The 26,985-nt window shown below is 62.4% G+C and carries 25 protein-coding genes; 11 read left to right on the top strand and 14 right to left on the bottom strand.

Annotation, left to right across the window (positions count from 1 at the left end):
• The first annotated feature begins 47 nt into the window (after positions 1 to 47).
• The 11 genes from ubiE to ACZ445_RS01830 all read left to right on the top strand — a co-directional run bounded on the left by ubiE (position 48) and on the right by ACZ445_RS01830 (position 9,852).
• The gene (gene ubiE / locus ACZ445_RS01880) at positions 48 to 818 is read left to right on the top strand and encodes a bifunctional demethylmenaquinone methyltransferase/2-methoxy-6-polyprenyl-1,4-benzoquinol methylase UbiE (protein WP_464707951.1); all 771 of its coding nucleotides are present in this window, start codon (positions 48 to 50) and stop codon (positions 816 to 818) included.
• Positions 818 to 1,441 carry a ubiquinone biosynthesis accessory factor UbiJ gene (locus tag ACZ445_RS01875; RefSeq protein ID WP_071492387.1) on the top strand — a complete coding sequence of 208 codons (624 nt, stop codon included), beginning with the start codon at positions 818 to 820 and terminating at the stop codon, positions 1,439 to 1,441. Before ubiE ends, ACZ445_RS01875 begins: the two co-directional genes overlap by 1 nt.
• Positions 1,438 to 3,042 carry a ubiquinone biosynthesis regulatory protein kinase UbiB gene (ubiB, locus tag ACZ445_RS01870; protein ID WP_464707949.1) on the top strand — a complete coding sequence of 535 codons (1,605 nt, stop codon included), beginning with the start codon at positions 1,438 to 1,440 and terminating at the stop codon, positions 3,040 to 3,042. Before ACZ445_RS01875 ends, ubiB begins: the two co-directional genes overlap by 4 nt.
• Before the next feature lie 41 nt (positions 3,043 to 3,083).
• The gene (hisI, locus tag ACZ445_RS01865; RefSeq protein WP_058423690.1) at positions 3,084 to 3,476 is read left to right on the top strand and encodes a phosphoribosyl-AMP cyclohydrolase; all 393 of its coding nucleotides are present in this window, start codon (positions 3,084 to 3,086) and stop codon (positions 3,474 to 3,476) included.
• A 2-nt stretch (positions 3,477 to 3,478) separates the two neighbouring features.
• A complete protein-coding gene (locus tag ACZ445_RS01860) occupies positions 3,479 to 3,811 on the top strand; it encodes a phosphoribosyl-ATP diphosphatase (protein WP_058423691.1) in 333 nt (110 codons plus the stop codon).
• Positions 3,812 to 3,837: 26 nt separating this feature from the next.
• Positions 3,838 to 4,116, top strand: a complete 279-nt coding sequence (locus tag ACZ445_RS01855) for a twin-arginine translocase TatA/TatE family subunit (RefSeq protein WP_016979166.1) — start codon at positions 3,838 to 3,840, stop codon at positions 4,114 to 4,116.
• Between the two features lie 10 nt (positions 4,117 to 4,126).
• A complete protein-coding gene (gene tatB, locus ACZ445_RS01850) occupies positions 4,127 to 4,531 on the top strand; it encodes a Sec-independent protein translocase protein TatB (protein WP_058423692.1) in 405 nt (134 codons plus the stop codon).
• Positions 4,528 to 5,316 carry a twin-arginine translocase subunit TatC gene (gene tatC, locus ACZ445_RS01845; protein ID WP_058423693.1) on the top strand — a complete coding sequence of 263 codons (789 nt, stop codon included), beginning with the start codon at positions 4,528 to 4,530 and terminating at the stop codon, positions 5,314 to 5,316. Before tatB ends, tatC begins: the two co-directional genes overlap by 4 nt.
• The gene (locus ACZ445_RS01840) at positions 5,313 to 6,020 is read left to right on the top strand and encodes a 16S rRNA (uracil(1498)-N(3))-methyltransferase (RefSeq protein ID WP_058423694.1); all 708 of its coding nucleotides are present in this window, start codon (positions 5,313 to 5,315) and stop codon (positions 6,018 to 6,020) included. The genes tatC and ACZ445_RS01840 overlap by 4 nt, the downstream gene beginning before the upstream one ends.
• 187 nt (positions 6,021 to 6,207) lie before the next feature.
• On the top strand, positions 6,208 to 8,124 hold the full coding sequence (locus ACZ445_RS01835) for a HAMP domain-containing methyl-accepting chemotaxis protein (protein ID WP_464707948.1): 1,917 nt from the start codon (positions 6,208 to 6,210) through the stop codon (positions 8,122 to 8,124).
• Between the two features lie 183 nt (positions 8,125 to 8,307).
• Entirely contained in the window at positions 8,308 to 9,852 is a 1,545-nt protein-coding gene (locus ACZ445_RS01830) for a methyl-accepting chemotaxis protein (protein WP_464707947.1), read from the top strand.
• A 3-nt stretch (positions 9,853 to 9,855) separates the two neighbouring features.
• Here ACZ445_RS01830 and ACZ445_RS01825 read toward each other — a convergent pair whose 3' ends face one another.
• The 14 genes from ACZ445_RS01825 to hutH all read right to left on the bottom strand — a co-directional run bounded on the left by ACZ445_RS01825 (position 9,856) and on the right by hutH (position 26,965).
• Positions 9,856 to 10,590: an amino acid ABC transporter ATP-binding protein gene (locus tag ACZ445_RS01825; RefSeq protein ID WP_058423697.1), complete on the bottom strand. Its 735-nt coding sequence runs from the start codon at positions 10,588 to 10,590 to the stop codon at positions 9,856 to 9,858.
• Complete coding sequence (locus ACZ445_RS01820) at positions 10,583 to 11,542, bottom strand: amino acid ABC transporter permease (RefSeq protein WP_058423698.1); 960 nt, start codon at positions 11,540 to 11,542, stop codon at positions 10,583 to 10,585. The genes ACZ445_RS01825 and ACZ445_RS01820 overlap by 8 nt, the downstream gene beginning before the upstream one ends.
• A gap of 131 nt (positions 11,543 to 11,673) precedes the next feature.
• A complete protein-coding gene (locus ACZ445_RS01815; protein WP_058423699.1) occupies positions 11,674 to 12,471 on the bottom strand; it encodes a transporter substrate-binding domain-containing protein in 798 nt (265 codons plus the stop codon).
• A 219-nt stretch (positions 12,472 to 12,690) separates the two neighbouring features.
• A complete protein-coding gene (locus tag ACZ445_RS01810) occupies positions 12,691 to 13,491 on the bottom strand; it encodes a transporter substrate-binding domain-containing protein (RefSeq protein ID WP_058423700.1) in 801 nt (266 codons plus the stop codon).
• A gap of 186 nt (positions 13,492 to 13,677) precedes the next feature.
• Entirely contained in the window at positions 13,678 to 16,248 is a 2,571-nt protein-coding gene (gene mdoH / locus ACZ445_RS01805; RefSeq protein WP_058423701.1) for a glucans biosynthesis glucosyltransferase MdoH, read from the bottom strand.
• A complete protein-coding gene (locus ACZ445_RS01800) occupies positions 16,241 to 17,977 on the bottom strand; it encodes a glucan biosynthesis protein G (protein WP_058423732.1) in 1,737 nt (578 codons plus the stop codon). The genes mdoH and ACZ445_RS01800 overlap by 8 nt, the downstream gene beginning before the upstream one ends.
• 267 nt (positions 17,978 to 18,244) lie before the next feature.
• Positions 18,245 to 18,682: a D-aminoacyl-tRNA deacylase gene (gene dtd, locus ACZ445_RS01795; protein WP_016979155.1), complete on the bottom strand. Its 438-nt coding sequence runs from the start codon at positions 18,680 to 18,682 to the stop codon at positions 18,245 to 18,247.
• Entirely contained in the window at positions 18,679 to 19,650 is a 972-nt protein-coding gene (gene pip, locus ACZ445_RS01790; RefSeq protein WP_058423702.1) for a prolyl aminopeptidase, read from the bottom strand. The genes dtd and pip overlap by 4 nt, the downstream gene beginning before the upstream one ends.
• A 103-nt stretch (positions 19,651 to 19,753) precedes the next feature.
• Positions 19,754 to 20,689 carry an alpha/beta hydrolase gene (locus tag ACZ445_RS01785; protein WP_310863222.1) on the bottom strand — a complete coding sequence of 312 codons (936 nt, stop codon included), beginning with the start codon at positions 20,687 to 20,689 and terminating at the stop codon, positions 19,754 to 19,756.
• On the bottom strand, positions 20,686 to 21,618 hold the full coding sequence (locus tag ACZ445_RS01780; RefSeq protein ID WP_464693897.1) for a choline ABC transporter substrate-binding protein: 933 nt from the start codon (positions 21,616 to 21,618) through the stop codon (positions 20,686 to 20,688). Before ACZ445_RS01780 ends, ACZ445_RS01785 begins: the two co-directional genes overlap by 4 nt.
• Before the next feature lie 204 nt (positions 21,619 to 21,822).
• Positions 21,823 to 22,623 (bottom strand): N-formylglutamate deformylase, encoded by an 801-nt coding sequence (gene hutG / locus ACZ445_RS01775; RefSeq protein ID WP_058423705.1) that lies wholly within the window; start codon positions 22,621 to 22,623, stop codon positions 21,823 to 21,825.
• A gap of 12 nt (positions 22,624 to 22,635) precedes the next feature.
• Positions 22,636 to 23,841 (bottom strand): imidazolonepropionase, encoded by a 1,206-nt coding sequence (hutI, locus tag ACZ445_RS01770; protein WP_058423706.1) that lies wholly within the window; start codon positions 23,839 to 23,841, stop codon positions 22,636 to 22,638.
• Between the two features lie 15 nt (positions 23,842 to 23,856).
• The gene (locus ACZ445_RS01765) at positions 23,857 to 25,266 is read right to left on the bottom strand and encodes an amino acid permease (protein WP_058423707.1); all 1,410 of its coding nucleotides are present in this window, start codon (positions 25,264 to 25,266) and stop codon (positions 23,857 to 23,859) included.
• Positions 25,267 to 25,426: 160 nt separating this feature from the next.
• On the bottom strand, positions 25,427 to 26,965 hold the full coding sequence (gene hutH / locus ACZ445_RS01760) for a histidine ammonia-lyase (RefSeq protein WP_464704685.1): 1,539 nt from the start codon (positions 26,963 to 26,965) through the stop codon (positions 25,427 to 25,429).
• Positions 26,966 to 26,985: the final 20 nt, after the last annotated feature.

Genomic DNA, 26,985 nt, shown 5'->3' with positions numbered 1-26,985 from the left:
GGCCTTGGGGATTATCATGTCCCGCATTCTCTTTTGGTGACAGCGATATGACTGATCAGCGCAAAGGCAGCGATGCCGAACCCACCACTCACTTCGGCTTCAAGAACGTCCCGGAAAGCCAAAAGGCGGAAAAAGTCGCCGAGGTGTTCCACTCCGTCGCGGCCAAGTACGACCTGATGAACGACGTGCTGTCGGGCGGCATGCACCGCCTGTGGAAGCGCTTCACCATCGAGTTGTCGGGCGTGCGCACCGGTAACCGCGTGCTGGACATCGCCGGTGGCACGGGCGACCTGGCAGCCAAGTTCTCCAAGCTCGTCGGCCCCACCGGCCAGGTCGTGCTGGCCGACATCAACAGTTCGATGCTCAAGGTCGGTCGCGATCGCCTGCTGGATAAAGGCGTGGCCGGCAATATCGAGTTCGTCCAGGCGGATGCCGAGAAGCTGCCATTCCCGGACAACCATTTCGACTGCGTGACTATCGCCTTCGGCCTGCGCAACGTGACCCATAAGGAAGACGCGATCCGCTCGATGCTGCGCGTACTCAAGCCGGGTGGCCGCCTGTTGGTGCTGGAGTTCTCCAAGCCGACCAATGCGGTGATGTCCAAGGTCTACGACACCTACTCGTTCGCCTTCATGCCACTGGTGGGCAAGCTGGTGCTCAATGACCCGGACAGCTATCGCTACCTGGCCGAATCGATCCGCATGCACCCCGACCAGGAAACCCTGAAGTCGATGATGGTAGAGGCCGGTTTCGACCGCGTGACCTACCACAACATGACCTCGGGTATCGTCGCCCTGCATCGCGGCATCAAGCCCTGATGCTGATCAAAGGCCTTCTCGCCAGCGTTGAACACGGCCTCAACCGTGTGCTGCGCCTGGACAGCACCGCCCTGGCACGGCTTGCGCACCTCAACGGTAAAGTCATTGCCGTCGATTGCCGCAGCCCCCGCTTGCAGCTGTTTATCCTGCCCAGCGATGAAGGCCTGATGCTTGCGACCCAGTGGGCCGCCGACGCCGACTGCACGCTGCGTGCGCCGGCATCGAGCCTGTTGCACCTGGCCCTGAGCCGCAACAAGACCGCCATCCTGCACAGCGCCGAAGTCGAGCTGGAGGGCGACAGCTCGGTGCTGATGGACCTCGCCGCCATCCTGCAGGACCTGGAACTGGACTGGGAATACGAACTGTCGCGCTGGATCGGCCCCGTCGCCACCCAGTTGATCAGCGGGCACCTGCGCAGCCGTTCGCGCTGGTACCAGCAAGGGTTCGCCAGCCTCAACCAGAACCTCGCCGAATACCTGAGCGAAGAATCGCGCACCCTGGTCGGGGAGCGGGAAGCGCAAGCGCGCTTTCGTGAACTCGACAAGGCCAAAATCGACCTGGAACGCCTTGAGGCGCGCTTCGAGCGCCTGAGCCGTTCCCTTGATCCAAGCGATAACGCATGAAGCTGCTCGCCGTCCGCCGTTTGTTTCGTATCCAGCGCGTCGTAATCCGCTACCGCCTCGATGACCTGCTGTTCGCCCTGCCCCTGCCGTGGTTCCTGCTCGCCGTGCGCTATGTGCTGCCATGGCGCTGGTTCCCGCGCAGACAGCTGGAACTCAGCAGAGGCGCGCGCCTGCGCCTGGCCTTGCAGGACCTGGGGCCGATCTTCATCAAGTTCGGGCAGATCCTCTCGACCCGCCGCGACCTGCTGCCCGAAGACATCGCCGACGAGCTGATGCTGCTGCAGGACCGCGTGCCGCCGTTCGACTCCCAGCAATCGATGAAGCTCATCGAAGCGCAACTGGGCAAGAAGATCAGCGACGTGTTCAGCCGTTTCGACGTCGACCCGCTGGCCTCGGCCTCGGTCGCCCAGGTGCACGCCGCGCAACTCAAGACCGGCGAAGAAGTGGTGGTGAAGGTGATCCGCCCCGGCCTCAAGCCGATCATCGGCCAGGACTTGGCGTGGCTGTTCATCCTCGCCCGCGCTGCCGAGCGTTTCAGCGCCGACGCACGCCTGCTGCACCCGGTGGACGTGGTCGCCGACTACGAAAAAACCATCTACGACGAACTCGACCTGCTGCGCGAAGCGGCCAACGCCAGCCAGCTCAAGCGCAACTTCGAAGGCTCGCCGCTGCTGTACGTGCCGCAAGTGTACTGGGACTGGTGCCGCCCGAAAGTACTGGTGATGGAGCGCATCTATGGCGTGCAGGTCACCGACCTCGCGACCCTGGCCGACCAGCGCACCGACATGAAGATGCTTGCCGAGCGTGGCGTGGAGATCTTCTTCACCCAGGTGTTCCGCGACAGTTTCTTCCACGCCGACATGCACCCGGGCAACATCTTCGTCAGCACCGTCAACCCGTGGAGCCCGCAGTACATCGCGATCGACTGCGGTATCGTCGGCAGCCTGACCCCGGAAGACCAGGATTACCTGGCGCGCAACCTATTCGCCTTCTTCAAGCGCGACTACCGCCGCGTGGCGCAATTGCACATCGACTCAGGTTGGGTACCGGCGGAAACCAAGCTCAATGAATTCGAAGCGGCGATCCGCACGGTGTGCGAGCCGATCTTCGAAAAACCGTTAAAAGATATTTCCTTCGGCCAGGTGCTGATGCGCCTGTTCCAGACTGCGCGGCGCTTCAATATGGAAGTACAGCCGCAGCTGGTACTGCTGCAAAAAACCCTGCTGAACATCGAAGGCCTGGGCCGCCAGCTGTACCCGGACCTCGATCTGTGGAACACCGCCCAGCCGTTCCTCGAACGCTGGATGCGCGAGCGGATGAGCCCGAAAACCGTGCTGGGCAACCTGCACAGCCAGATGGAACAACTGCCGCACCTGGCCAACATGACCCGCGACCTGCTGGAGCGCATGTCCCAGCCCCATGCCAAGGACCCGGCGCCGCCGTGGCACAAGCGCAAGGACGACTGGTTCCTGCGCCTGCTGGGTGCTGCGCACCTGGTCGGCGGCGTGATGCTGGCCATCGGTGGCCCGCTGAACCCACTGGGCCACTGGCCGGCCGGCATCATGGTCGCCGTGGGTGTTTATCTGATCGTGCGTCGGTAGCCAATCCGGTTATACACTGTCGCAAATTGCCGGAGCCGAACATGAAAGACTGGCTGGACGAGATCAAGTGGGACAGTGACGGCCTAGTGCCGGCCATTGCCCAGGACTACAAGACCGGGCGCGTGCTGATGATGGCCTGGATGAACCGCGAGGCCCTGAGCCTCACCGCCACTGAGCAGCGCGCCATCTACTGGTCACGCTCGCGTGGCAAACTGTGGCGCAAGGGTGAAGAGTCCGGGCACGTGCAGACCCTGCACGAGATGCGCATCGACTGCGACGCCGACGTGGTGATCCTGATGGTCGAGCAGATCGGCGACATCGCCTGCCACACCGGGCGTCACAGCTGCTTCTATCGCGTGTTCGAGAACGGCGAATGGAAGGTTGTAGAACCGGTGCTCAAAGACCCGCACGCCATCTACTCGGCAGGACACTAGACATGAGCGATACCCTGAACCGTGTGGCCCAGGTGCTGGAAGACCGCAAAGGCGCGGACGCCGACAGCTCCTACGTCGCCAGCCTGTACCACAAGGGCCTGAACAAGATTCTGGAAAAACTCGGCGAAGAGTCCATCGAGACCATCATCGCCGCCAAGGACGCGCAGCTCAGCGGCGATTACAGCGATGTCATCTACGAGACCGCCGACCTGTGGTTCCATAGCCTGGTCATGCTCGCCCAACTGGGGCAGCACCCACAGGCTGTGCTGGATGAACTGGACCGTCGCTTCGGCTTGTCCGGGCACGCCGAGAAGGCCTCGCGCCCGTCCGCCTGAATAACCAAGACTAGAGGATACGCAGCATGGGCATTTTTGACTGGAAACACTGGATCGTCATTCTGGTGGTCGTGGTACTGGTATTCGGCACCAAGAAACTCAAGAACCTGGGCACCGACGTGGGCGAGTCGATCAAGGGCTTTCGCAAAGCCATGAACGACGACGAAAAGCCGGCCGACCCTGCTGTCAACCCGGTGCCACCGGCGCAGCCTGTGCACCCGCAGGCCACCCAGCCGATCACCGAGCGTCGTACCTTCGACGTACAGGCTGAGAAAGTCGAAGAGCCGACCCGCAAAGACTCGTGAGCACTGACTAATGTTTGGTATCAGCTTCTCTGAACTGCTGCTCGTCGGCCTCGTGGCCCTGCTGGTACTGGGGCCGGAACGCCTGCCCGGTGCCGCGCGCACGGCCGGCCTGTGGATCGGGCGCCTGAAACGCAGTTTCAACGCCATCAAACAGGAAGTTGAACGGGAAATCGGCGCCGATGAAATCCGCCGGCAACTGCACAACGAGCACATCCTCTCGTTGGAACAGGAAGCCCGCAAGATTCTGTCGCCCGTGCAGGAGCCTGCCAAACCGGTGGGGCCTGCGGTTGAAAACAGCATCGCGCCGACCGTTGAAGCCGCCCCCGTGGCACCGACCGCGCCAACCGAGCCTGCGCCGACGCCTGCCGCGTCGCCCGCGCCCCATGACCCTACATTGCCGCCGCGAGCCCCATGAGCGCTGATAAACCGGAAAACGACCAGCACATGCCGCTGGTCTCGCACCTCACCGAGCTGCGTACCCGCCTGCTGCGGTGCGTAGCGGCCATCTTCATCATCTTTGCCGGGCTGTTCGCCTTTACCCAGCAGATCTACACCTTCGTCTCCACGCCGCTGCGCCAGTACCTGCCGGCCGGCGCGACGATGATCGCCACCGATGTGTCGTCGCCGTTCCTCACGCCGCTGAAGCTGACCATGATGGTCTCGCTGTTCCTGGCGATCCCGGTGATCCTGCACCAGATCTGGGGCTTCATCGCGCCGGGCCTGTACAAGCACGAGAAACGCATCGCGGTGCCGCTACTGGTGTCGAGCATCCTGCTGTTCTACACCGGCATGGCGTTCGCCTACTTCCTGGTGTTCCCGCTGATCTTCAAGTTCTTCGCCGCCGCCACCCCGGCCGGTGTGGAAATGATGACCGACATCACCAGCTACCTCGATTTCGTGATGACGCTGTTCTTTGCCTTTGGCGTGGCCTTCGAAATTCCGGTGGCCGTGGTGCTGCTGGTATGGATCGGCGTGGTCAACGTGGCGTACCTGAAGAAGATCCGCCCCTACGTGATCATCGGCTGCTTCGTGGTCGGCATGATCCTCACGCCGCCGGACATCTTCTCCCAGACCCTGCTGGCCGTGCCGATGTGGATGCTGTTCGAGATCGGCATCCTGTTCAGCAGCCTGATCAGCAAGCGCGGCGAACACCCGGATGACCAGCGCGACGACGACCAGCCGCCAGCGACCCAGCCGTGAACCTGCTGCTGCTGGAGGAGGCCGATTTCATCTCGGTCGACCGCGTGGTGTTGCGTGATCGACGCCTGGTGCACATGCAGGAAGTCCACCGCGCCGCCGTCGGCGACAACCTGCGCGTCGGCCGCATGGGTGGCTTGATGGGCAATGCCCAACTGTTGCGCCTGGAGGCTACTGAAGCCGAGCTGCACGTGAGCTTCGATCAGCCGCCGCCGGCCAAACTGCCGCTGACCCTGCTGCTGGCCCTGCCGCGCCCGAAGATGCTGCGCCGTGTGCTGCAGACCGTGGCGGCCATGGGCGTGCCCAAGGTGGTGCTGGTCAACAGTTACCGGGTGGAAAAGAGCTTCTGGCAAACCCCGTTCCTGGAACCCGAGGCGATTCGCGAGCAACTGATCCTCGGTCTGGAACAGGCGCGGGATACGGTACTGCCCGAGATCATTATCGAGAAGCGCTTCAAGCCGTTCGTCGAGGACCGCCTGCCGGCGATGACTGAAGGCACCCTGGGCCTGATCGGTCATCCTGGCGATTACCCAGCGTGCCCCCGCGGATTGGATGAGCCGGTGACCCTGGCCATCGGCCCGGAAGGTGGCTGGATTCCCTACGAGGTGGACCTGCTGGCCAAGGCCGGTTTGCGGCCGGTGCAACTGGGCGCCCGCATCCTGCGCGTCGAAACCGCCGTCACCGCTCTGCTCGCCCGACTCTTCTAACTTCCCTAAGCAACCCGGTGGGAGGGGGCTTGCCCCGATAGCGGTGTGTCATCCAGCATATCCATTGCTGAACCACTGCAATCGGGGCAAGCCCCCTCCCACATGGGTACAGCTTCGCTACAGAATTGCGCGCGCTGGCCGATATCCTCTGGATAAGTCCAAGCCTTGTTCCAGGGGAGTTCGCAGCATGTATCGTTGGTTAGCCGAAAAGCTGGGGAATGTCAGCGTCAAAACCAAACTCGGCGTGGGCTTCGGCCTGGTATTGCTGCTCACGTTGATGATCACCTTCACCGGTTGGACCGGCCTGGGGGACGTCACCAGTCGCGGTGACAAGCTGGGCTATATCTCCAGCCTCAACGGGCTGACCAAGGACTTGCGCCTGGCGCGCCTGGACTTCGAAATGCGTCGCGGCGAACAAGGCACGGACGCGGTCAACGGCCTGATCGCCAAACTGGACAGCGGCCTCAAGACCGCCGCCGACCTGATCGAGCAACCCGACGACAAGGCCCTGGTGGAACAGCAACAGGACGCCCTGAACCAATACAGAAAAGCCTTCGGCGCCATGGTCCAGGCCGGGCTCAAGCGTGAAGGTGCGCGCAGCAAGCTGGGCGACACGGCCGACAACGCCGTGGCCAAGGTCAGCGAGGTGGAAAAGTCCCTGCTGCAAGGCGACAGTGTCACGCAGTTCAACAGCGTGGTCGACCTGAGCAAACTGATCCAGCAGGCACGCTTCCAGGTGCGTGGCTACACCTACAGCGCCAAGGTCGAGGCTGAGCAGCCGGCCCTCGACGCGATTGACAACGCCGTGAAGAAAATCACCGCGCTGGAAGGCCAACTGCCTGAGCAGTACCAGGCCAACCTGCAGGAGGCCAGCACTTCACTGCAAGCCTACCGCGCGGCCGTCAGCCAGTACCGTGACTCTCAGACGGCCGCCGCCGACGCGCTGAAAATCATGAGCGCCCAAGGCGAGACCCTGCAGAACCACAGCGAAAAACTCACCACCTCGCAAACCGTGGTACGCGACGCCGACGCCGCGCGGGCCAAACAACTGTTGCTGCTGGCAACCGTGCTGGCGCTGATCTTCGGCCTGGTGGCCGCCTGGGCCATCACCCGCCAGATCATCATTCCGCTGAACCAGACGCTGCAGGTGGCAGAACGCGTAGCCTCCGGCGACCTGAGCCACAACCTCACTTCCTTGCGCCAGGATGAACTGGGCCAGTTGCAACGCGCCATGCAAAGCATGACCGTCGGCCTGCGTGAGTTGATCGGCGGGATCAGCGACGGCGTCACCCAGATCGCCAGCGCCGCCGAGCAGCTGTCGGCCGTAACCGAACAAACCAGCGCCGGCGTCAACAGCCAGAAGGTCGAGACCGACCAGGTCGCCACCGCCATGAACGAGATGGCGGCTACCGTGCAGGAAGTCGCGCGCAACGCCGAGGAAGCGTCTGAGGCCGCCGTGGCCGCCGATCAACAGGCCCGCGAGGGTGACAAGGTGGTGGGCGAAGCCATCGCCCAGATCGAACGCCTGGCCACCGAGGTAGGCAATTCCACCGTCGCCATGGGCGACCTGAAGCGCGAAAGCGACAAGATCGGCAGTGTGCTTGATGTGATCAAGTCCGTTGCGCAACAAACCAACCTGCTGGCCCTCAACGCCGCGATTGAGGCCGCACGTGCCGGGGAAGCAGGGCGAGGTTTCGCCGTGGTGGCGGATGAGGTGCGCAGCCTGGCCCAGCGCACGCAGAAGTCCACCGAAGAAATCGAAGAACTGATCGTCGGCCTGCAAAACGGTACCCAGCAGGTCGCGACCATCATGGACAACAGCCGTGGCCTCACCGACAGCAGCGTCGAGCTGACCCGTCGCGCCGGCAGCGCGTTGGCGAGCATCACGCGCACGGTCTCGACCATCCAGGCGATGAACTCCCAGATCGCCACCGCCGCCGAACAGCAGAGCGCAGTGGCCGAAGAGATCAACCGCAGCGTGCTGAACGTGCGGGATGTATCGGAGCAGACCTCCGCCGCCAGCGAAGAAACCGCAACGTCCAGTGCTGAACTGGCGCGCCTCGGCATCTACCTGCAAACCCTGGTAGGCCGCTTCAAGGTCTGACCTCCCCTACGGCGGTGGCCTGTCCCGGCCACCGCTGCACCTTGTGAAATTTCCTACGCGTTTATCAGGCGAGCGACTGCGCCACCGACGCTCGATCGCACTAGTGTTCAAGTTGGTTCAAGGTTTTCGGCACCCCGGTGACGAGATTGCGAGCCGACAGTGTTCACCCGTGGGAGATTCACCATGTTTCATCGACTCACTCGCTTGCTGGACAACGCCAGCGTCAGGCTCAAGCTCGCGTTGGGCTTCGGCCAGATCCTGGTCCTCAGCCTGATCATCGCCCTGACCGGCTGGCAGTCCCTGAACGCGGCCCTGTACCGCTCCGAAACCCTCAGCGCACTCGGCCAACTGGCCGTGACCGGCGAAGAGTTGCGCGCCGATCATTTGCTCTATCAAGTGCAGGGCGCCCCCCGGAACCTGAGCAACATCAGCCGGCACCTGGACAAAATCGACACGCATCTGGCGACGCTTTCCAGTCGCCTGAAGGACCCGGCGGACCTTGAGCGCGTAGATCGGGCCCAACGCCTGGCGAATCTGTTCAAGGAGGGCATCATCACCACACCGCCCCAGCCGCAACTGGAGCAACAACTCAACCAACTGCTGGAACAAAGCGACCTGCTCAGCCAGGGGCAGGCGCTCAAGCGTGGCCTTGAAGCCGACCAGAGCCGGGCCCGCTTGCTGGGCATCACGGCTGCCGCGCTATTGCTCGGGGCCTGGGCCGCCTGGATCATCGCGCGCCAGATTGCAGTGCCGCTGCGCCAAGCGCTCGCCACCGCGCATCGCATTGCCGATGGCGACCTGAGTCCTGGTGCAGAAGTCCGTCGCAAGGACGAGCTCGGCCAACTACAACGGAGCATGGGGCGCATGGCCACCCAACTGCGCGCCCTGATCGGAGGCATTGGCGACAGTGCCCGGCAGATCGCCAGCGCGGCGACGCAGTTGTCGGCCGTCACCGAACAAACCCGTGCGGGGGTCAACAACCAGAAAGATGAAACCGACCAGGTCGCCACCGCAATGAACGAAATGCTTGCCACCGCACAGGAGGTGGCCCGGCACGCCGAGCAGGCGTCAATCGCAGCCAATGAAGCGGATCGGCAAACTATCGCGGGTGACAAGGTGGTTGCGCAGGTCGTTGAACAGATCGGCCAGTTGGCGGATGAAATGGCGCTCTCGGGACGCGCAATGCTGGCTTTGCAGCAGGAAAGCCAAAAGATCGGCAGCGTGCTGGACGTGATCAAGTCCGTGTCCCAGCAAACCAACCTGCTGGCGCTGAATGCCGCCATCGAAGCCGCACGCGCGGGCAGCGCCGGCGAAGGCTTTGCGGTGGTGGCCGATGAAGTGCGCAGCCTGGCGCAGCGCACCCAGGAGTCAGCCGAGGAAATCCAGGCACTGATCCAGGGGCTGCATACCGGCACCCAGCACGTCGCCGACATCATGGACAGCAGCCGCAGCCTGACCGACTACAGTGTCGAGCTGACCCGCGACGCAGGTGACGCCCTGGCGGCGATTGCGCGCACGGTCTCGGTGATCCAGGAGATGAACCCGCAGATTGCCGCTGCGGCCGAACAGCAAAGTGCAGTGGCCGAAGAGATCAATCGCAGCGTGTTGAAGGTGCGGGATGTGTCGGAACAGACCGCCGCCGCCAGCGAGGAAACGGCGGCGGCGAGCATCCAACTGACCAAACTGAGCCTGGATTTGCAGACGCTGGTCGGCAAATTCAGGCTCTGAGCCTTACAGGACCTGGCGCAGGAACGCCTGGGCCCGTGGGTCTTTGGGTGCATCGAAGAACTCGGCCGGGGCGGCATCTTCGAGCAACTTGCCATGGTCGAAGAACAGCACGCGATCGGCCACTTCGCGGGCAAAGCCCATTTCGTGGGTGACGCAGACCATGGTCATGCCTTCCAGGGCCAGGGTCTTCATCACGTCCAGCACTTCGCCGACCATTTCCGGGTCCAGCGCCGACGTGGGTTCGTCGAACAGCATCACCTTGGGCTCCATCGCCAGGGCCCGGGCAATCGCAACCCGTTGCTGCTGGCCGCCGGACAGGCGCGACGGAAACTCATTGGCCTTCTGTGCAATGCCGACCTTTTCCAGCAGCGCCAGGGCCTTGGCCTCGCGCTCCTGCTTGCCGCGCTTGCGCACGACTTTTTGCGCCAGGCACAGGTTCTCCAGCACGGTCATGTGGGGGAACAGGTTGAAGTGCTGGAACACCATGCCGACTTCACGGCGATAGGCGTTCACATCGGTCTTCGGATCAGCCAATTGCAGGCCGTCGATGCTCACCGAACCCGAGTCGAATTCTTCCAGGCCATTGAGGCAACGCAGGAACGTGGACTTGCCGGAGCCGGAGGGGCCGATCACCACCAGCACTTCGCCTTTGGCCACCTGGGTGGTCACGTTGTCGACCGCGCGGACCACGTGGCCACGGGTGTCGAAGACTTTTACCAGATCGCGGACTTCAATCACTTTGTGCGAGCCTCCGCTCAAGCCGGCTGGCCATTTTCGACAGCGGCAGGTTGATCAGCAGGTACAGGCCTGCAACACAGAACAGGATTTCAAACGGTGAGAACGAGGTGGTGATGACTTCACGACCGCTCTTGAGCAGTTCGGTAATCGCGATCACCGACACCAGGGACGTGTCCTTCACCAGGCTGATAAATTGCCCCGCCAACGGCGGCAGCACACGCTTGAACGCCTGCGGCAACACCACGTGGCGCATCGACTGACTGGCACTCAGGCCCAGGGAGCGGGCGGCTTCGTTCTGGCCACGGGTGATGGACTGCACGCCGGCGCGGACGATTTCCGCCACGTAGGCACCGGTAAACAACGACAGCGCCGCGATCCCGGCGAACTCCCGGGACAGGTTGAGCACCGTGCCGATAAAGAAATAGAAAATGAAGATCTGCACCAATAGCGGCGTACCGCGCACCAGTTCGACGTAGATCGTCGACAGATCCCGCAGGGTCGGGTTGCTGGACAAGCGACACAAACCCGTCGCCAGCCCGATTGCCAAACCGAGGATGCCGGACACCACCGATAACCACAGCGTGGTCCACAAGCCCCACATCAACGGGCCCAACGCCCACTGCCGGGTCACGCCGACCACATCGCCTTCAGCCACATCGTCGCCACGGGCCACCTGCAGGCTGTTGTCGGCCACGGTCAGCTTTTGCTCGGCGCCCGCGTCGTTGCGCAGGGTCACCTCGGCCACATCGCCTTTGCGTACCAGCTCGACCACGGTGGAGATGTCAGCGGCACGCTGGGACGTTTCGGCCTGGTAGGCGAAGTATTGCGGTACGCGGTTCCAGCGCCACTCGTAGGACATCAACGAGGTGGCGTAGTACAAGGCGCCTGCCATGCCGACCAGCACGACCACGGTCAGCAGGTGCCAGGGCCATTGGGCTTTTTTCTGTTTCATTTCACTTTCCGCGATTTGTGTTGCCTGTGAGGCCGCCATCGCGGGCAAGCCCCCTCCCACATGTTGATGTGTGAACACCGTCAAATGTGGGAGCTGGCTTGCCTGCGATACAGGCAACTCGGTCTGAAGCGTTATTCCATGTCCTTGAGCCACTCGGAGCTCTTGAACCACTTGTCATGGATGCGATCGTAGGTGCCGTCGTTACGGATCTGGTGCAGGAAGTTGTTGATGAAGTTGATGCTGTCGTAGTCGCCCTTCTTCAAACCAAACGCCAGGGGCTCGAAGGTGAAGGGTTCTTCCAGGAACACCAGCTTGCCGTTGCCGACTTTCTTCTCGGCAACCACGTTGTATGGCGCGTCATACACAAAGGCATCGGCCTTGCCGTTGACCACGTCCAGCACACCTTCCTGCTCGTTGTCGTAGCCGTGGTACTTGGCCTTGGAGATCAGCTTCTTGGCGACCATCTCACCCGTGGTGCCCAGCTTGGAAGTCAGGCGGTATTTCTCGTCATTCAGGTCTTTGTAGGACTTGATGGTGCCTTCCAGCTCCTTGCGAATCAGCAGGGTCTGGCCGACCACGATGAACGGTTCGCTGAAATTCAGGCGCAGGTTGCGTTCCTGGGTCAGGGTCATGCCGCTGCCGATCATGTCGAACTTGCCGGTCAGGAAGGCCGGGATGATGCCGTCGTAGCCGGTGGAGACCAGCTCCAGCTTGACGCCCATGGACTTGGCCATGGCCTTGAGGATGTCGACTTCGAAACCGATGATTTCGCCGCGCTTGTCTGTCATTTCGAACGGCATGTAGGTCGGGTCCATGCCGACCTTCAGCGTACCGCGCTTGACGGCATCGTCGATCGCGCCGGCCTGGGCCGCATTGGCCGCGACCAGCGCGGTGACGCCGAGCAGCAGCATCGAAAGATACTTTTTCATCATCAAGTCCCCTGAACCATTCTTATAAGGTCGGCGCGCAAAAGGGCTGCACCATTTCGGGGTGCGATCCTAACCCACTCGCCTGCCGTCACAAAGGTTTCACGGCTATTTGTTGTCGGCGTATGTCGGAAAAGCCTCACAACGCTGCAGCAAACCGCAGGGGTAGACACTTGCCCAGGCAGCTCGGGCAACGGCTTGATGTGTAAGCAGTTATGACTTTCAGTCGATTTCCACCAGCCAGTCGGTGTCTTTAAACCACTTGTCGTGCAAGCGATCATAGGTCCCGTCCTGCGCCACCTGATTGAGGAAATGGTTGATCCAGTTGAGGCTGTCGAAATCACCTTTTTTCAAGCCGAACGCCAGGGGTTCGAAGGTGAAGGGTTGTTCCAGAGCCAACAGCGTGCGGTTTTCCGGGCGGTTCAGGGCGATCAGGTTGTAGGGCGCGTCATGAATAAAGGCGTCAGCCTTGCCCTGCACCACCTGGCGTACGCCTTCCTCCGGCGTGGCAAAACTGCTGAATCGCGCCGCCCCCAGAAAACGTCGGGCCGCTGACTCGCCGGTGGTGCCTTCGGTGGCGGCAATTCGGTAGCCGGGGTCATCGAGGTCTTCGATACTGGTGACCTTGCCCGCAAGGCTTGGGTGTAACAACACCGACTGGCCAACGACGATGAACGAATCGCTGAAATTCAACTTGAGGTTACGTTCCTGGGTGACGGTCATGCCGCTGCCAATCAGGTCGAATTTCTTCGCCAAGAGCCCCGTAACCAGTTCGGTGTAGGGCACCGCCACCAGCTCAAGCTCGACCCCGAGGGCTTGGCTCATGACCTTGAGCAGGTCGATTTCAAACCCGACGATGCGCCCCTGCCTATCGGTCATTTCGAAGGGCACGTAAGTGGGTGTGGTGCCGACTTTCAGCACGCCGCGCCGAACCGCGTCATCAATCGCGCCGGCCTGGGCCAGGCCCATGTGGATGAAAGCGACAGCGCCTATGAGCAGCGCTGAAACATACCGTTTGATCATGAATCCCCCCGTGCCAAGTCAAATCCCGGGGCGATGCTAACGCAGCCACGCGCACAGCAATACGCCTCGATCGAGGGTCTTTTGTTTCGAAAAACCAAGGGGTTGGCACAAGGAAAGAAGAACCGGAAAACGCTGTAGGATCAGCGCTTGAAGCACCCCCGAGGTGAGCCCTCGGGGGTGTTTGAATCAGGCCGGTTGGGCCTGGGACGACAACGGTTGCAGCGGCAGCAACGGTGCGTGCGGATCTGCCTTGATCGAGTCCCGCCAGGCGGCGAGCCACTCGGCATGACCTTCGCTCCAGACCTGCTCATGCAGGCGCGCCAGGGCGACCGGGTCACTGAGCAAGGCCAGGCGCTCGCTGTTGTTGAGGCCGGCAGGGCCGACTTTCAAAGCGTGGCGCACGCGCTCGGTACGCAGGTACTCGATCGGCTCGGCCTGGGCGTGACGCGAGGTTGCCAGGGCGCAAGCCAAAGCGTTCTGCTGCGGGTCGACCACCGAACGCACGAAGCCGTCATTCAGCGCGTGCCAACGGTTTTCGTGGGTGTACTTGTCGGTGGACAGCAGCGCTTGCGGCGGATTGTATTCCTCCGGGATCAGGAACAGGCTCTCGTCGCGGGATTTGAGACCCAGCCCGACACGGCTGGAAATCACCGACACCGGGATCGACAGCATCAGCGAACCGACGATCGGCACCAGCCACCACAGGAAGCTCGGGTTCAACCACACCACCAGCAGCGCCCACAGGAAGCCCAGCACGGTTTGCGGACCGTGGCGCTTCACTGCTTCGCTCCACGGGGTGGAGTCGTCGTCACGCTGCGGCGAGTTCCAGGTGGCGGCCCAGCCGAGGAACGCGGCGAGTACGAAGCGGGTGTGGAAGATCATCCGCACCGGCGCCAGCAGCATGGAGAACAGCATCTCCAGCAGCATCGACAAGGTCACCTTGAACTTGCCACCGAACTCTTTCGCACCCTTGGCCCAGATCAGGATGATGCTCAGCAGTTTCGGCAAGAACAGCAGCACGATGGTGGTGGAGAACAGCGCCACCGCCTTGTCCGGATGCCATTGCGGCCACAGCGGGTACAACTGGCGGGGTGCCATGAAGTACTGCGGTTCCATCAGGGTGTTCACCGCCAGCAAGGCCGTGGACAGCACCAGGAACAGGAACCACAACGGTGCCGACAGGTAGGACATCACGCCGGTCAGGAACACCGCACGGTGCACCGGGTGCATGCCTTTGACCAGGAACAGGCGGAAGTTCATCAGGTTGCCGTGGCACCAGCGACGGTCACGCTTGAGTTCATCCAGCAGGTTCGGCGGCAGCTCTTCATAGCTGCCCGGCAGGTCGTAGGCAATCCACACGCCCCAGCCGGCACGGCGCATCAGCGCAGCTTCAACGAAGTCGTGGGACAGGATGGAACCGGCGAACGCACCTTTGCCTGGCAGTGGCGCCAGGGCGCAATGCTCGATGAACGGCTTCATGCGGATGATCGCGTTGTGACCCCAGTAGTGGGATTCACCCAGCTGCCAGAAGTGCAGGCCGGCGGTGAACAGCGGGCCGTACACACGAGTAGCGAACTGCTGCATGCGCGCATACAGGGTGTCCATGCCCGACGCACGCGGCGCGGTCTGGATAATCCCCGCATCCGGCGTGGCTTCCATCAGGCGCACCAGGCTGGTCAGGCATTCGCCGCTCATCACGCTGTCGGCGTCGAGTACGACCATGTATTTATAGTCACCGCCCCAGCGACGGCAGAAGTCGTCGAGGTTGCCGCTTTTACGTTTGACGCGACGGCGGCGACGGCGATAGAAAATCTTGCCGAAACCACCGGCTTCGCGGCACACATCAAGCCAGGCTTGCTGTTCGGCGATGCAGATGTCGGCCTCGTTACTGTCGCTGAGCACGAAGAAGTCGAAGCGATCCAGGTCACCGGTGGCGGCGACCGACTCGAACGTCGCACGCAAACCGGCAAACACCCGGGGCACGTCTTCGTTGCAGATCGGCATCACCAGCGCGGTGCGAGCGTCTTTCGGGATCGGCTCGTCGCCCGCGCTTTTACCGGAGATGCGGTATTTATCGTGACCGGTGAGCAACTCCAGGAAGCCCATCAACGCGGTCCAGAAACCGGCCGATACCCAGCAGAACAAGATCCCGAACATGATCAGGATGCTGGTTTGCAGGGCGTACGGCAGTACCTGGGTCGCGGTCTGCAGCAGGGTCTGGTTGCGGATCTCGTCGAAGTCGACCAGCGACCAGCCCTGGTACGGCATGATGCCTTTCATGTACCAGCCGGCCACGAGGGTCTGGCCGATCATCAGCACCAGCAGGATGTAGCGGCGGATCGAACCCACGGTACGCCAGCGGGCAGCCGGCAATACGCGCTCATCTTTCGGCGGGGCCGGCGGGTTGCTGCGCCCGGTGATCCGGCGCCAGCCGCGCACCAGGATATTGGTGCGCCACGGCTCCGGGACCACACGAGTGCGACGGATCGGCGGCGTGGCCTTGAGGCACACGCGGCCTTCGGCGTCGAGGGCCAGCATTTCGGCGTCCTGCAGCTCTTCGGCCGTGCTGAGGGTCAACCGCGTGCCAACCGACGCCTGGGCGGCGTCGATGGGCGCGTCGAAGGTCTTCGACGACAAGCGCTCGTGCAGCTCGCTGAAGGATGAGCAGCCCGCCAGCTCGGCGCGCTGCTCAGCGGTCATCGGTAGATGCGCCAGGTACTCGGACAGAGTCTCCGGCTGGAGTTGAGAATTACTCATCGGCAGGCAACTGATAGCTCCAGGTTTCGGTCAGGACTTGTTCGGTCTTGATCGGCTCCGGCGTGGCTGGGGCAGCTTCTGGCTGCTTGGCTTCCTTGTCTTTCGCGTCTTTCTTGGCCTGTTTCTCGTGTTGCTTGGCCAGGACCTTGTCAGCCTTGAGCACATGGCTCGTGTCCTGCTCAGGGGCCGGAGGCGGAACGTCCTGCACCAGCGCCGCACGCATTTCGGTCGGCTTGCCTGCGTCCTTGATCTTCATGCGCAGGGTCAGGCGCCAGCCTTTGGTGTGCTCGTTGTAGCGCACGCTGTTTTCAACCAGTTCGGCGTTGTCGCTGACACTCACCTGGCTGCGTACCGCGGCATCTGACGGCAGGGCCTTGAGGGACGGGCCCTCGAAGTCCACCAGGTAGGCCACGCTGCCATCCGGCTGACGGATCAGGTTGGATTGCTTAACATCACCGGTGGAACGCAGGGTCTGCTTGACCCAGGCGCTGTCGGCCGGGTGCAGCGCTTTTTCGTCCATGGTCCAGTGCAGGCGGTAGGAAACGTCCAGTGGCTGGCCCACTTCCGGCAGTTTTTCCGGGCTCCAGAACGCAACGATGTTGTCGTTGGTTTCATCGGCGGTCGGAATCTCTACCAGGTTGACGGTGCCCTTGCCCCAGTCGCCTTCAGGCTCGATCCAGGCGCTTGGGCGCTTGTCGTAGTTGTCGTCCAGGTCTTCGTAGTGGCTGAAGTCGCGGCCGCGTTGCAGCAGGCCGAAACCTTTCGGGTTCTCGACGGTGAAGTTGCTGACCGACAGGTGTTTAGGGTTGTTCAGTGGGCGCCAGATCCACTCGCCGTTGCCGGCATGGATCGACAGGCCGCTGGAATCGTGCAGTTCACGACGGTAGTTGAGCACCTTGGACGGCTGGTTCGCGCCGAACAGGTACATGCTGGTCAGCGGGGCAACGCCCAGCTTGCTGACCTTGTCGCGCAGGAACATCTGGGATTTCACGTCGACAATGGTGTCGGTGCCCGGACGCAGGATCAGGCGATAAGCACCGGTAGCGCGTGGCGAGTCCAGCAGGGCAAAGATCACCAGTTGTTTCTCACCCGGTTTCGGACGCTCGATCCAGAACTCGGTGAAACGCGGGAATTCTTCGCCCGAAGGCAATGCCGTGTCGATCGCCATGCCACGGGCAGACAGGCCATAGGCCTGGCCCTTGCCCACCACGCGGAAGTAGCTCGCGCCCAGCATGGTCATGATTTCGTCTTGCTTGTCGGCCTTGTTGATCGGGTACAGCACACGGAAGCCGGCATAACCCAGCTGTTCGGTGGCTTTGGGATCAAACTTCACGTCGCCGAAATCGAAGCGCGTCGGGTCGTACTTGATCTCCTGGACGCTGTCGGCGGTGACTTCGTTGATTTTCACCGGTGTATCGAAATGCATACCCTGGTGATAGAAGGACAGCTTGAACGGGGTGTTCTGATCAGCCCACTCGGCTTTTTCGTTGCGGAAACGAATCTTCTGGTAGTCCGCGAATTTCATTTCGCGGAATTCGTTCGGCAGATTGCTGCGCGGAGCTTCGTATTTCTGCCCGGCCAGCTCTTTTGCCTTGGCCGACACATCATCCAGACTGAATGCCCACAGTTGACCCGCGCCGAACAGGCAAAACAGGGCGGAGCCCGTTACCAGTGCGTTTCGTAACCGTTTGGCAGACAATTTTGGTGCATTACAGGGACTAACAATCACGAGCAACCCTCGCCGAAAACAGATCAAAAAACCAACGGCCAGCTATCTATATGCCAGGTTGGCGAGCATTGTTCCGACTCCCCTGGGGCAAAATGATTCCCCATTGGCGATCGGACAAGTCTCTACCTAAGTCAAAAATGGACCAAACAACGCTGATCCCCGTAGCGCGCGATTATCTAGTAGCCCGCGAGACAACGCATCAGGGACAACGAAGTATTTGTAGCGAAACCCTGCGTTTTTAGGCATTAAAAGTCGTTTTTAATACATTCACGTCTGCAAGAGGAAGGTCACAGGGCCATCATTGACCAAATGCACCTGCATATCCGCGCCAAAACGCCCCGACGCCACCTTGCCATGCAATTGTTGCGCTTGTAACAGCAAGTGATCAAAAAGCGCCGCTCCCAGGGCCGGCGGGGCCGCTGTGGAGAAGCTCGGCCGCAGCCCGCTCTTGGTATCCGCCGCCAGGGTGAACTGCGACACCAGCAACAAACCGCCGTCGATATCCTTCAACGACAGGTTCATCTTGCCTTCGTCATCGCTGAACACCCGGTAGTTCAACAGCTTGTGCAGCAGCTTATCGGCACTTTCCGGCGTATCCGCAGGCTCGACGGCCACCAGCACCAGCAAACCCTGGTCGATGGCGCCGACGATTTCGCCCGCCACCTCGACCCGGGCGCCGCGCACCCGTTGCAACAGGCCCTTCATGCTTCTTCGGGCGGCAGATCGAGCAAGCGACGTGCCATTTGGCTGGTCGCACGTACCAAGGCATCGGTGATGCCGGGTTCGGACGCCGCATGGCCGGCTTCGCGAATCACCTGCAGCTCACTGTTGGGCCACGCCTGGTGCAACGCCCAGGCGTTATCCAATGGGCAGATCATATCGTAGCGCCCGTGGATGATTACGCCAGGCAGATGGGCGATCTTGTGCATATCGCGGATCAGCTGGTTCGGCTCCAGGAACGAGTTGTTGGTGAAGTAGTGGCACTCGATCCGCGCGATGGACAGGGCGCGTTGCGGCTCGGAGAAACGCTCAACGTGCGCCGGGCTCGGGCACAGGCCCAACATGCGCCCTTCCCAGCCGGACCAGGCCTTGGCCGCGTGCATCTGGGCGATCTGGTCGTTGCCGGTGAGGCGCTTGTGGTAGGCCGCGATCATGTCGTGGCGCTCTTCTACCGGGATCGGCGCGATGTAGTCCTGCCAGTAATCCGGGAACAGGCGGCTCGCGCCCTCCTGGTAGAACCAATGAATGTCCTGCGGCCGTGCCAGGAAAATGCCGCGCACGATCAGGCCATGCACGCGCTCCGGATGGGTTTGCGCGTAGGCCAGGGACAGGGTCGAGCCCCAGGAACCGCCGAACAGCACCCATTTGTCGATGCCCAGGTGCTCGCGGATGCGCTCAAGGTCGGCGACCAGGTCCCAGGTGGTGTTGTTTTCTAGGCTGGCGCGCGGGGTGGAGCGCCCGCAGCCGCGCTGGTCGAAGGTGACGATGCGGTACAGGTTAGGGTCGAAATAGCAGCGGCTCTGCGCATCACAACCGGAACCAGGGCCACCATGGATGAATACGACGGGCAAGCCTTCGGGGGAGCCACTTTCATCGACGTACAGCGTGTGGATGTCATCGACTGCCAGATCGTGCCGGGCGTAGGGTTTGATCTGCGGGTACCAAGTCTGCATTGCGCGCTCCGTAAGGGGTCGGGTTCATCCCTGGGGGGACGTCTTTTATTTTGCCGTCTGGCACTATAAACCCGAATTGTGCAATGAGCATGTCCTAGAGCGCTTAGACCTGTGTCAGCCCTTCGCTCCCCAGGTAATCCAGCAGGTAATCGTATAGCAGGTCCACCTCCGGCACGTGCCGCCGCGCCCTCAGGCAGCCGTGCACCAGGCCTTTGCCCGGATACAGCACGGTGCTCACACCCGCCGCTTGCAGGCGCTCGGCGTAAAGCATGCCGTCATCACGCAGCGGGTCGAACTGGGCCACGACAATGAATGCCTTGGGCAAACCGCTGAAGTCGTCGGCCAGCAGCGGCATGGCATACGCCGTGGGCTTGCCGCTGCCCTGCAGGTACAGCGCCAGGTAACTGTCAGTGTCGGCGCTGCTGAGCAAGGGTGCATCCGCGCAGTCAAGCCGCGACGGCAGGTCAGGCGGCCCGCCCAGTCCTGGGTAAATCAGCACCTGGGCCAGCGGCAGTGGCTGCCGGTCGTCGCGCAACCCCAGGCACAACGCCGCGGCCAGGTTGCCGCCCGCGCTGTCGCCGATCACCACCAGGCGTTGCAGGTTGATGGCATGCGGCCCCTGCCCCGCCTGGATCGCCTGCCACACGGCGCGGCAATCCTCATAGGCCGCCGGAAACGGATGCTCGGGCGCCAAGCGGTAATCCATGGCGATTACCAGCACCTGCAAGGCCGTGGCCAGTTCGAAGCAGATGAAATCGTGGGAATCCAGCCCGCCAACCACCCAACCACCGCCGTGCATATAAAGGAGGCACGGCCAGCCAGCCAAGGGCGTGGGGGCAGAGGGCAGATAACTGCGCACACTCACGCCAGCCAGGGAAAAATCCGTCATCGCCAGCCCGTCGGGCACCGGCGGGGTAAACGCCTGGCACATGCGGTCGTAGCCGTGGCGCAACCCAGCCAGCGACGCGTCGTCGCTGGTGAAGGACTCCGTCTTCTCCACAAACGCCGCCAGTTCTGGCGAGATCGGGTATCGACTCATTTAAGGCTCGCCTGCACCGCCGCTACACCATCGCCGCCATCAAACGCCTTGACCCCAGCCAACCAGCGCTGCAAATCCTCGGGATGATCACGCAGCCATTGCATGGCCACCTCCTGCGGCGACTGGCGCTCCATGATCGGCACCATCAGCTGGCTTTCCTGGGCGGCGGTGAAGGTGAGGTTTTCCAACAGGCGGTTGGCATTGGGGCAACGCTCGGCGAAGTCCGGCGCGGTAACGGTGGAGACCGTGGCGCGGCCTTCGTCGGGGCCGAACACGTCTTCGCTGCCGGTGAGGTAGGCCATTTTCATGTTGATGTTCATCGGGTGCGGGGTCCAGCCGACGAACACCACGAACTCCTTGCGGTTCACCGCGCGCTGCACGGCGGCCAGCATGCCCGCTTCACCCGAGGCCACCAGTTTGAAGCCGCCCAGGCCGAAGCGGTTGGTGTCGATCATTTTCTGGATATCGGTGTTCGCGCCGCTGCCAGGCTCGATGCCATAGATCTTGCCGCCCAACTTGTCCTTGAAGCGGGCGATGTCGGCAAAGGTCTTCAAGCCTGCGTCGGCTACGTATTGCGGCACGGCCAGGGTGGCTTGGGCGTCGGCGAGGCTCGGGGTGTCGAAGACCTTGACCTGCCTGGCCGCCAGGAACGGTGCGATGTTGTTGTCCATCGCGGGTTTCCAGTACCCGAGGAAGATGTCCAGGCGCTTGTCGCGGATGCCGGCGAAGATGATCTGCTGCACCGCGCTGGTCTGTTTGCTGTCGTAGCCCAGGCCATTGAGCAGCACGTCGGCCATGCCGGAGGTGGCGATCACATCGGTCCAGCTGACCACGCCCATGCGGATGCTTTTGCAGGAGGCCGGTTCGGCGGCCATGGCTTGTGCACTGAGCAGTGCGACACAGGTGAGGGGCAACAACAGTTTTTTCATGGGTGAGCGCTCACTCGGCTGTTTTTATTCAACAACCTTACGCAGTGAGAGTGCATTCAACACGAACTGTGGCGACCGGCAGTTGCACTGGGGCGACGGTGAGACCGCCATCGGGGGCAAGCCCCCTCCCACATTTGACTGGGTTCACCAATCAAAAGGTGGGAGAGGGCTTGCTCCCGATAGCTATTCCAGCAGCACCGCAATTCACCGATAACGCGCTTGCCCCCAGGCCAATACCCCCTCCAGCAATTGCTTCAACACCACCTGCGTCGGCTCGGCCAAATCAGGGCGATACCGGAACGGCTCAACCTCTTCCATATAAGTGCTCTGGCACAACTCCAACTGCACCGCGTGGATATCCTGCGCCGGATCGCCGTAGTGCCGGGTGATATGGCCGCCCTTGAAGCGCCCATTGAGTACATGGGTGTACTGCGGATGCCTGGCGCAGATGGCTTCCAGCTGGCTGGCCAATTCGGGATCACACGCGGCGCCATTGAAAGTGCCAAGGTTGAAGTCCGGCAGCTTGCCGTCGAACAGGTGCGGGATCACCGAGCGGATCGAGTGTGCATCGAACAGCAAGGCGTAGCCAAACTCGGCCTTGAGGCGCGCCAGTTCTTCTTGCAGGGCACGGTGGTACGGCCCCCAGATTTTCTGCAGGTAGCTGACGCGCTCCTCCGGGGACGGTTCCAACCCTTCGAGGAACAACGGCACGCCGTCAAACAGCGTCGCCGGGTACAGCCCGGTGGTCGCACCGGCATACAACGGCTTGTCGTCGGAGGGCCGGTTCAGGTCGATGACAAACCGCGAGTATTCGGCGGCCAGGGTGCTGGCGCCCAGTTCCTCGGCAAAGTCATACAGTGCAGGAATGTGCCAATCGGTATCCGGCAGGCTTTGTGCCTCGGGGATCAACCCGGCTTCGACCGCAGGCGTCAGGCGCAGGCCGGCATGGGGCATGCTGATCAGCAGCGGCACACGGCCTTGTTTGAAGTTCAGAACCTTATCCACAAGCAGTACTCCTCACACAGTGACGTCGACGCCATGGCGCACGACGCGTTTATCCAGCTCGCCACCCAGCCAGTAGGCCAGGTCGGCGGGACGATCAATCTGCCAAGCGACAAAGTCCGCGACCTTCCCTACTTCCAGGGTGCCATGGGTATCGCCCATGCCCAGCGCGGCCGCCGCGTGAGTGGTGGCACCGGCCAGGGCTTCTTCCGGGGTCATGCGGAACAGGGTGCAGGCCATGTTCAGCATCAAGCGCACCGACAGCGCCGGCGAGGTGCCAGGGTTGAGGTCGCTGGCAATGGCGATCTTCACGCCGTGCTTGCGCAGGGCCTCCATCGGCGGCAACTGGGTTTCACGCAGGAAGTAGAACGCGCCCGGCAGCAACACCGCGACAGTGCCGGAGGCGGCCATGGCGATGGCATCTTCTTCGGTCATGAATTCCAGGTGGTCCGCCGACAGCGCCTGGTAACGCGCGGCCAGGCTGGAACCGTGCAGCGAAGAGAGCTGCTCGGCGTGCAGCTTCACCGGCAGACCCAGTTGTTGGGCGACCTTGAACACCCGCTCCACCTGCTCGGTGGAAAACGCCAGGTACTCACAGAACGCATCCACCGCGTCCACCAGCCCTTCCGCCGCCAGGGCTGGCAGCATCTCGGCGCAGATGTGCTCGATGTAATCGTCGGCGCGGTCCTTGTACTCCGGCGGCAACGCGTGGGCCGCCAGGCATGTGGCGCGCACGCTGACCGGCAGGGCTTCACCGAGGCGACGGGCCACACGCAGCATCTTGCGTTCGTTGGCCAGGTCCAGGCCGTAGCCGGACTTGATCTCCACGGTGGTGACGCCGTCCCGCAGCAGACTGCGCAGGCGTTTTTCAGCACTGGCAAACAGCTCATCTTCGGTTGCGGTGCGAGTGGCGCGCACGGTGCTGGCAATACCGCCGCCCTTGGCCGCGATCTCGGCGTAGCTGACGCCTTCGAGGCGCTGCTCGAACTCGCCGCTGCGGTTACCGCCGAACACCGTGTGGGTGTGGCAGTCGATCAGCCCGGGGGTGACCCACGCGCCGTGGAGGTCATGCACCTGGGCGTACTCCGCCCTTGGTGCCTGGCAGCGGGGGCCGATCCACTCGATGAGCGAACCCGCGGTGACCATGGCGGCATCCTCGATGATCGAGTATTTGCCCTGGGCCATGGTTGCGACGTGGCAGTGTTGCCAAAGCGTTTTCATCAACGCCTCCCTAGATTAACGATGAGACAAAGCCGGGTCGTAATGGACCTTGGCCGCTTGCCCGGCAGCGGGTTTGACCCACAGCAGGTAGGCCACCACCAACAGCACGATCCATACGGCACCGACCAGCAAGGCAGCCTGGGTGTCCGGGAAGTAACCCAGCACACCAAACACGAACAGCATGAACACGATGGCGGCCGCCGGCGCATAGGGCCAGAACGGCACCGGGAATTTCAGCTCGGCCACTTGCTCCCTGGTCATCGAGCGGCGCATGGCGACCTGGGTGAACAGAATCATCAGCCACACCCACACGGTGGCGAAGGTGGCAATCGAGGCGATCAGCAGGAATACGTTTTCCGGGATCAGGTAGTTGAGCACCACGCCGCCCAACAAGGCTGCGCCCATCACTACCACAGTCATCCACGGCACACCGTGTTTCGACAGTTGCGCGAAGCCCTTGGGTGCCTGCCCCTGCTGGGCCAGGCCGTACATCATGCGGCCGGCGCCGAAGATGTCGCTGTTGATGGCCGAAACAGCGGCCGAGATCACCACGATATTGAGGATGGTCGCCGCCGAGCCAATGCCCAGGTTGCTGAAGATCTGCACGAACGGGCTGCCCTGGCTGCCAATCTGCGGCCATGGGTAGATGGCCATCAGCACGAACAGGGTCAGCACGTAGAACAACAGGATACGTAGCGGCACTGCGTTGATCGCCTTGGGGATCACGCGCTGCGGGTCCTTGGCTTCGCCGGCGGTGATGCCGATGATTTCGATGCCGCCGAAGGCAAACATCACCACCGCAAACGAAGCGATCAGCCCGCCGATGCCATTGGGCATGAAGCCGCCGTGGGCCCACAGGTTGCCGAGGCCACTGGCCTGGGTCTCACCGGCCGAGTGGATGCCGAACAGCATGATGCCGAAGCCGCCGAGGATCATCGCCACGATGGCGCCGACCTTGAGCAGTGACAGCCAGAACTCCATTTCGCCAAACACTTTGACGTTGCACAGGTTCAGGCCTCCGATCAGAAACACAATGCCGAGCACCCAGACCCAACGCGCGACCTCGGGAAACCAGAAGCCCATGTAGATGCCGAAGGCGGTGACGTCGGCCAGGCACACGATGATCATTTCAAACGCGTAGGTCCAGCCGAGGATAAACCCGGCCATGGGGCCCAGGTAGGTGCTGGCGTACTGGCCGAAGGAGCCGGCCACCGGGTTGTGCACGGCCATTTCGCCGAGGGCACGCATCACCATGAACACGGCGGCGCCGCCGATCAGGTAGGCCAGCAGCACAGCGGGGCCAGCCATCTGGATAGCCGAGGCAGAGCCATAGAACAGCCCGGTGCCGATCGCGGAACCGAGTGCCATGAAGCGAATATGTCGGGCGCTGAGCCCGCGTTTCAAACCTTTTTCTTGCTGGTGCATTTCTCGTCCTTAATTATTTTTATCCTGAGAAAATTTTGCGCTGCGAACGCTCAACTGTGGGAGCTGGCTTGCCTGCGATGGCGGTGTATCAGTCACCAACTTTTTAACTGACAGATAGCTATCGCAGGCAAGCCAGCTCCCACCTGGATCTGCGTAAGCCTTAGAGACTCGGCAGCAGCTTGGCCGGCACCAGTTCATTCAGGCAGCGAGTGGCGAGCAGTTCGCTGGCGGCGTTGATATCCGGGGCGAAGAAGCGGTCCTTGTCGTAGAAGCCGACTTTGGCGCGCAGGATGCCGCGGGCTTTTTCAAGCGCAGGCGAGGTTTTCAGGCCTTCGCGCAGGTCCAGGCCCTGGCACGCGGCCAGCCATTCCACGGCGAGAACGCCACGGGTGTTCTCAGCCATTTCCCACAGGCGTTTGCCCGCAGCCGGGGCCATCGACACGTGGTCTTCCTGGTTGGCGGAGGTCGGCAGGCTGTCGACGCTATGGGGATGAGACAACGCCTTGTTCTCGCTGGCGAGCGCGGCGGCGGTCACCTGGGCAATCATGAAGCCGGAGTTCACACCGCCATTGCCCACCAGGAACGGCGGCAATTGCGACATGTGCTTGTCCATCATCAACGAGATGCGGCGCTCACTCAGGGAGCCGATTTCGGCGATGGCCAGCGCCATGTTGTCGGCCGCCATGGCCACCGGCTCGGCGTGGAAGTTGCCGCCGGAAATCACGTCGCCTTCGGCGGCAAACACCAGTGGGTTGTCCGACACCGCGTTGGCTTCCACCACCAGCACCTCGGCGGCCTGGCGGAACTGGGTCAGGCAGGCGCCCATGACTTGTGGCTGGCAGCGCAGCGAATAAGGGTCTTGCACCTTGTCGCAGTTCTGGTGCGACTGGGACACCTGGCTGCTTTCACCCAGCAGGTGACGATAGGCTGCCGCCGAATCGATCTGCCCGCGCTGGCCGCGTGCCGCATGGATGCGCGCATCGAACGGCGAACGCGAACCCAGCACCGCTTCCACGGTGAGCGCGCCGCACGCCAGAGCGCCGGCGAACAGGTCTTCGCCTTCAAACAGGCCACGCAAGGCATAGGCAGTGGACACTTGGGTGCCGTTGAGCAGCGCCAGACCTTCTTTGGCGGCGAGGGTCAGCGGCGTGAGGCCGGCGACGTTCAGCGCTTCGGTCGCTTCCAGCCACTCGCCTTTGTAGCGTGCCTTGCCTTCGCCCAGCAGCACCAGGGACATGTGCGCCAACGGCGCCAGGTCGCCGGAAGCGCCGACCGAACCTTTCAGCGGAATATGCGGGTACACCTCGGCGTTGATCAGCGCGATCAGCGCGTCGATCACCTGGCGACGAATGCCGGAGAACCCACGGCTCAGGCTATTGACCTTGAGCACCATGACCAGCCGCACCAGCGCATCGCTGATCGGCTCACCGACGCCGGCGGCGTGGGACAGCACCAGGGAACGCTGGAGGTTTTCCAGGTCTTCACTGGCGATGCGGGTCGAGGCCAGCAGGCCGAAACCGGTGTTGATGCCGTAGGCGGTGCGGTTCTCGGCGAGAATCTGCTCCACGCAGGCCACACTGGCTTCGATCTGCGCCGTGGCGCTGTCATCCAGACTGAGGGTTACCGGCTGCTGGTAGATGGCTCGCAGTTGGGCAAGGCTCAGTTGGCCTGGAATCAGGTTTAGCGCAGTCACATTCATACTCCTTCTGAATTGTTCTT

The sequence above is a fragment of the Pseudomonas allii genome (assembly GCF_055380095.1).
This window is presented reverse-complemented; position numbering and strand designations above follow the sequence as displayed.